Below are 1,262 nucleotides of genomic sequence, written 5' to 3' on the forward strand. Positions count from 1 at the left end.
GTTTCTTGATAACACTGATATCTTCAATGCGAGCTTGCCGAATATTTAACATATATAAATCCTTTTAACTTACCGTCCTCTCGCGGCTACATAACGCCGCGTTAAGTGGTGAACAACGCCAACCACCAAACTTAAACCATTGTACCTTAAACACTAAATTCAACTTGAACTGAAATCACCAAGCGTTGTGAATCCGCCTTAAACGCCTTGTTAGGCGAAGTTTTCCACCAGTGTTTAAGTTGTTTTGAAAGCAGATTACCCGAAACCAAATAAGCAACCAAACACCCACTGACTTTTTGTGATTCAAGAACCACAAAACTCACTATGTTTCAGCCAAAATTCCAACGACCACGAAATGCGAATTTGCAGCGACTAAGTAGTTTTTGAACCTGAGAAACTAACAGCTACGAGCTAATAGCAAAAACGAAAGCTACGATTAACTTGCCCTTTCCACACTTTGAGCCAGTTAAACTCACAACCAAGCGACTGTGAAAACCAAAGAGGCAACCAACGAATATTGGCATGTTTTACGGCTGGAGAGATTCAAGAATTTGAGCCGACAATACTGAGTTGCCGACTTAGAAAAACGAATACTCAAAGAGAACTAAAAAGATGAGAACAAAGAACTTTTCTGCCCGTCGCCTAACGCTTTCTATACTGCTTTTAGCCACCTTTCATTCTGATATAATGCAGCCTTTCTAATACCATATCAACGTGCAATCAATAGGTTAGTGAAAGTTGATAGAGATTAGATTGCATGACGCCTGATGATTTCAATAATGGCTCACTTCAAACTCCTTCAGATAGCTTTTAGTAGGGGAAATTATAAGCAGAGCTTTGCTCTGAATTACTTTTGGGTCAGAGGTTTGTTATCTAAAGACTTTTTGAAACACTCTTGGACACACTCGCGCGCCCCCCTATGCTTAATTAGATGGATTATGAGGGACGGCAAATTCGCTTTACTCAGAATCCAGTCCTATATGAAGTCAAACATTTAATTTCAAGTAATAACACCACCACAAAGTTTACGATATTTATGACGGTGTTATATAAATGCGCTAGTTACTTGTTCGCACTATTGCTGCCGTAACAAGCAGCTCGATTTTTAGTTCAGTACTTGCCAGTTTGGCTTCTCCACAGGCTCTCGCAGGAGCAAAGCCAGTCTTGAACCAGTCGTCCCAGACATGGTTCATTTCATCAAAGTCCTGCATGTCTGCCAACCAAACTGTAACTTGTAATATATGGTCTTTATCACTACCCGC

The 1,262-nt window shown here is 40.4% G+C and carries 1 protein-coding gene; it reads right to left on the reverse strand.

Going from position 1 to position 1,262, the window contains the following annotated elements:
* Positions 1–1,058 precede the first annotated feature (1,058 nt).
* On the reverse strand, positions 1,059–1,262 hold a 204-nt coding region (locus tag IQR33_RS33325), incomplete at its 5' end, for a Rid family hydrolase (protein ID WP_265575791.1).

The organism is Vibrio sp. OPT46, assembly GCF_015163535.1.
GTDB lineage: Bacteria > Pseudomonadota > Gammaproteobacteria > Enterobacterales > Vibrionaceae > Vibrio > Vibrio alginolyticus.